We start from the raw sequence: 3,828 nt of genomic DNA, 5'->3' as shown, positions 1-3,828 counted from the left end.
CCGGGCGAGACCCTCATCAGGATGGTTCTGCGCCTTGCCGCGGTGCTGACGATGGTCACCACCGCCGGCATCCTCATCGCGCTGCTGATCCCGTCGCTGTCGTTCTTCGCCGAGGTCCCCGTCTGGGAGTTCCTGTTCGGCACCCGCTGGGCACCGCGGTTCGCCGACGCTTCGTTCGGGGTGATTCCGCTGATCACCGCCACGCTGTGGACCACGGTGATCGCCCTGCTGGTCGCCGTACCGTTCGGGTTGGGCGCGGCGATCATGCTGGCCGAGTATGCGAAGCCGCGCACCCGCAGCATCCTCAAGCCCGTGCTGGAGGTTCTCGCCGGTGTTCCCACGGTCGTCTACGGGTTCTTCGCTCTGCAGTTCGTGCAGGCGACCGTGCTGCGGGAATGGCTGCAGCTGCCCACCGGCGCGTTCAGCGTGCTGGCGGCCGGGCTGGTGATGGGCGTCATGATCATCCCCACCATCGCCTCCATCTCCGAAGACGCGATGTCGGCCGTGCCGAGCGCTCTGCGACAGGGAAGCGCCGCACTGGGCGCCAACCGCATGCAGACCACCCTGCGGGTCGTGTTCCCCGCCGCCTTGTCGGGCATCGTCGCCGCCGTGGTGCTCGGGGTCTCCCGCGCGGTGGGAGAGACGATGATCGTCGCGATCGCCGCCGGCAGCCAGGCCCGCATCGTCACCAACCCGCTGGAGCAGGGGCAGACGATGACGGGCTTCATCGCCAACGCCGCCCTCGGCGACTCCCGGGTGGGGAGTCTCGAATACAACACCCTCTTCGCCGTCGGACTGCTGCTGTTCCTCATCACGCTGCTGATGAACCTGATCAGCATCCGGTTCGTCCGCCGCTTCAGGGAGGCCTACTGATGACCACCACCCGTCACACCCGGCCGGCGACGGTGCGGGTCTCCGCTCCGCTGGGGACAGGGACCCACGGGGACCGCAAACCCGGTCCGCTGCTCTTCCTGCTGCTGCTGTGGCTGTCGCTCCTCGTCGCGTTCGGGGTGCTGGCGACCCTGCTGATCACGATCCTGATGGACGGCTGGGGCAAGCTCTCCCCTCAGCTGTTCACCAACTACCCCTCGGCGACACCTGAGACCGCGGGCGCGCGGCCGGCCGTCCTCGGCTCGGCGTGGGTGATCGCCGCCACCGCCGTCTTCACGCTCCCGCTCGGCATCGCCGCGGCGATCCACCTGGAGGAGTTCGCCGACAAGAAGCGCTGGTTCAACCGGCTCATCGAGCTGAACGTGCAGAACCTCGCCGCCGTGCCGGCGATCATCTACGGCCTGCTCGCGCTCGGATTCCTCAGCCTGCTGCAGGTGCAGAACAAGAACATCGTCATCGGTGGGGCGCTCGCACTGTCGCTGTTGATCCTCCCCGTCGTCATCATCGCCACACGGGAAGGGCTTCGTGCCGTTCCCCGGGAGATCCGCGATGCGTCGCTCGCGCTGGGCGCCACCCCGTGGCAGACGGTGTGGCGTCAGGTGCTGCCCGCGTCTGTGCCGAGCATCGCGACCGGGTCGATCCTCGCGCTGTCGCGTGCCTTGGGAGAGGCGGCTCCGCTGCTGGTCCTCGGCGCCCTGGTCTACATCACCTTCGACCCGAACGGGCTGATGAGCGGTTACACGACCCTCCCCATCCAGATCTTCAACTGGACCGGCCGACCCCAAGAGGGCTTCCACGAGTTGGCGGCCGCGACCAGCGTGCTGCTGCTGGCCGTGCTGCTGCTCATGAACGCGCTGGCCATCTTCATCCGCAACAAGTATCAGAAACGGTGGTAGCCATGAACACCTCCCGCGTCGTCGCGTCCGCGGACACGCCTCGCCCTCAGTTCCATCCGCACGCCGACCGGCCTCTGCTGGACGCTCCGAGCGGGCTGATCCGCTGCGAGAACGTCGACGTCTACTACGGTGCCTTCCGGGCTGTCACCGGCGTCAACCTCAGCTTCGGGAAGAACGAGATCACGGCCCTGATCGGCCCGTCCGGGTGTGGCAAATCCACCCTGCTGCGATCGCTCAACCGGATGAACGACCTGGTCGACGGAGCTCGAGTCGAGGGGCAGGTGCTGTTCCAGGACGACGACATCTATGCCAAGGGCGTCGATCCGATCGAGGTGCGGCGCCGGATCGGCATGGTGTTCCAAAAGCCCAACCCGTTCCCCAAGTCGATCTACGACAACGTCGCCTACGGCCCCCGCGTCACCGGGATGAAGGTGTCGAGCATGGACGACCTGGTCGAAGAGGCGTTGACCAAGGCAGCCCTCTGGGACGAGGTGAAGGACAAGCTCAAGCAATCCGCGTTCGGACTGTCCGGCGGTCAGCAGCAGCGTCTGTGCATCGCCCGCACCATCGCCGTCAAACCCGACGTGATCCTCATGGACGAGCCGTGCTCGGCTCTGGACCCCATCGCAACCATGCGCATCGAGGATCTCATGCACGAGCTGCGCCGCGAGTACACGATCATCATCGTCACCCACAACATGCAGCAGGCGGCTCGGGTCGCCGATCGCACGGCGTTCTTCACCGCGCTCGCCGATGACACCACCGGTGACCGGACCGGCGTGCTGGTGGAGTACGCACCCACCGCGCAGATCTTCGAGCAGCCGGCCGATCAGCGCACCGAGGACTACATCAGCGGCAGGTTCGGGTGACTTCACCGGCACCACCGGTCGAAGGTTCCGAGCCGACGCAGCGATCTGCCGAACCCCCCGAGTAGGCGCCGCGACCGGCATCTGCTTGGGTGGGCTTCGGGAGGTGTCGGATGGACTGGGGTGCGGTCGTCGTGCTGGCCCTCGCGGGAACGGCGGCGGGTGCGATCAACGCGATCGCCGGCGGCGGGTCGCTCGTCACCTTTCCCGCTCTCCTCGCCCTCGGGTATCCGCCCGTGATCGCCAACGTGACGAACACGGTGGCCGCCCTGCCCGGCTATGTGGGCGGAGCATGGGGATACCGCCGTGAGCTCGCCGGCCAGCGGCGGCGCATCATCGCGCTGAGCATCGTCACGGTGATCGGCGCGCTCGTCGGCTCGACGCTGCTGCTCGCGGGTGACGAGAGCACGTTCACCGCGGTGGTGCCGTGGCTCGTGCTCGCCTCGACGCTGCTCCTCGCCGCGCAGCCGTATCTGAGCGCGCTGGTCGCCCGTCGCACCGAGGCTGCCGCGGCATCCACCCCTCGCGCCGAGCCACTGCGCTGGGCGGGCGTCGGTCAGCTCGGTGTCGCGGTGTACGGCGGCTACTTCAACGCCGGCCTCGGCATCATGATGCTGGGGGTGCTCGGGGTGGCGCTGCGCGAATCGCTGCAGCGGCTCAACGCGCTCAAGAGCGTGCTGTCGGTCGTCGCGAGCGCGGTGTCGCTGGTGTTCTTCGCGGTCTTCGCCGAGGTGTCGTGGCCGGCGGCTGGCATCATGGCGGTGTCGGGCCTGCTGGGCGGCTGGCTGGGTGCCGCGGTCGGTCGCAGGCTGCCCGTTCCGGTGTTGCGCTGGTCGGTCGTCGTTTTCGGACTCGCTGTGTTCGTGGCGCTGCTGGTGGATGCCGGCTGAGTGGCGTACAAGTGCCGGGGCTGCGCCCGTTCGTCCTACCGGCCGGGATCCGCGTCGGAGTGAACCAGCCCCATAGCCGAGAGCACCTCCTGTGCCACCCGCGGCGCTGCCCGCTCGGGCAGCCAGTGGTTCTCGTCGAGCTCGACGAAGCGGTATCCGGCGTCGACGTAGTTCCGGGTCAGCTCGGCCGCGCGCCGGCCGAGCGCCTGATCGCGGCTGCCCCAGATGTAGGTCGTGTCGACGGTGGCGGCGTGCCGGGCGGCACGTCGCCGACGCCGGTCGGGC

The 3,828-nt window shown here is 68.4% G+C and carries 4 protein-coding genes and 1 pseudogene; 4 read left to right on the top strand and 1 reads right to left on the bottom strand.

Features of this window, described 5'->3' with window-relative positions:
- From pstC to NQ160_RS20260, 4 genes are all read left to right on the top strand, one after another.
- On the top strand, positions 1–873 hold an 873-nt coding region (gene pstC, locus NQ160_RS20275; RefSeq protein WP_257516907.1), incomplete at its 5' end, for a phosphate ABC transporter permease subunit PstC.
- A complete protein-coding gene (gene pstA, locus NQ160_RS20270; RefSeq protein WP_257516906.1) occupies positions 873–1,787 on the top strand; it encodes a phosphate ABC transporter permease PstA in 915 nt (304 codons plus the stop codon). The genes pstC and pstA, both read left to right, overlap by 1 nt.
- Positions 1,788–1,882: 95 nt before the next feature.
- Positions 1,883–2,656 carry a phosphate ABC transporter ATP-binding protein PstB gene (gene pstB / locus NQ160_RS20265; protein ID WP_257516908.1) on the top strand — a complete coding sequence of 258 codons (774 nt, stop codon included), beginning with the start codon at positions 1,883–1,885 and terminating at the stop codon, positions 2,654–2,656.
- A 110-nt stretch (positions 2,657–2,766) separates the two neighbouring features.
- Positions 2,767–3,543, top strand: coding sequence for a sulfite exporter TauE/SafE family protein (locus NQ160_RS20260; protein ID WP_257516905.1), 777 nt, complete (start codon positions 2,767–2,769; stop codon positions 3,541–3,543).
- Between the two features lie 35 nt (positions 3,544–3,578).
- Here NQ160_RS20260 and NQ160_RS20255 read toward each other — a convergent pair.
- Positions 3,579–3,828, bottom strand: a pseudogene (locus tag NQ160_RS20255) (hypothetical protein); the annotation flags it as partial.

This window comes from Microbacterium sp. zg.Y909, assembly GCF_024626565.1.
The sequence above is the reverse complement of the archived record's forward strand: the minus strand, read 5'-3'. Positions and strand labels throughout refer to the sequence as shown.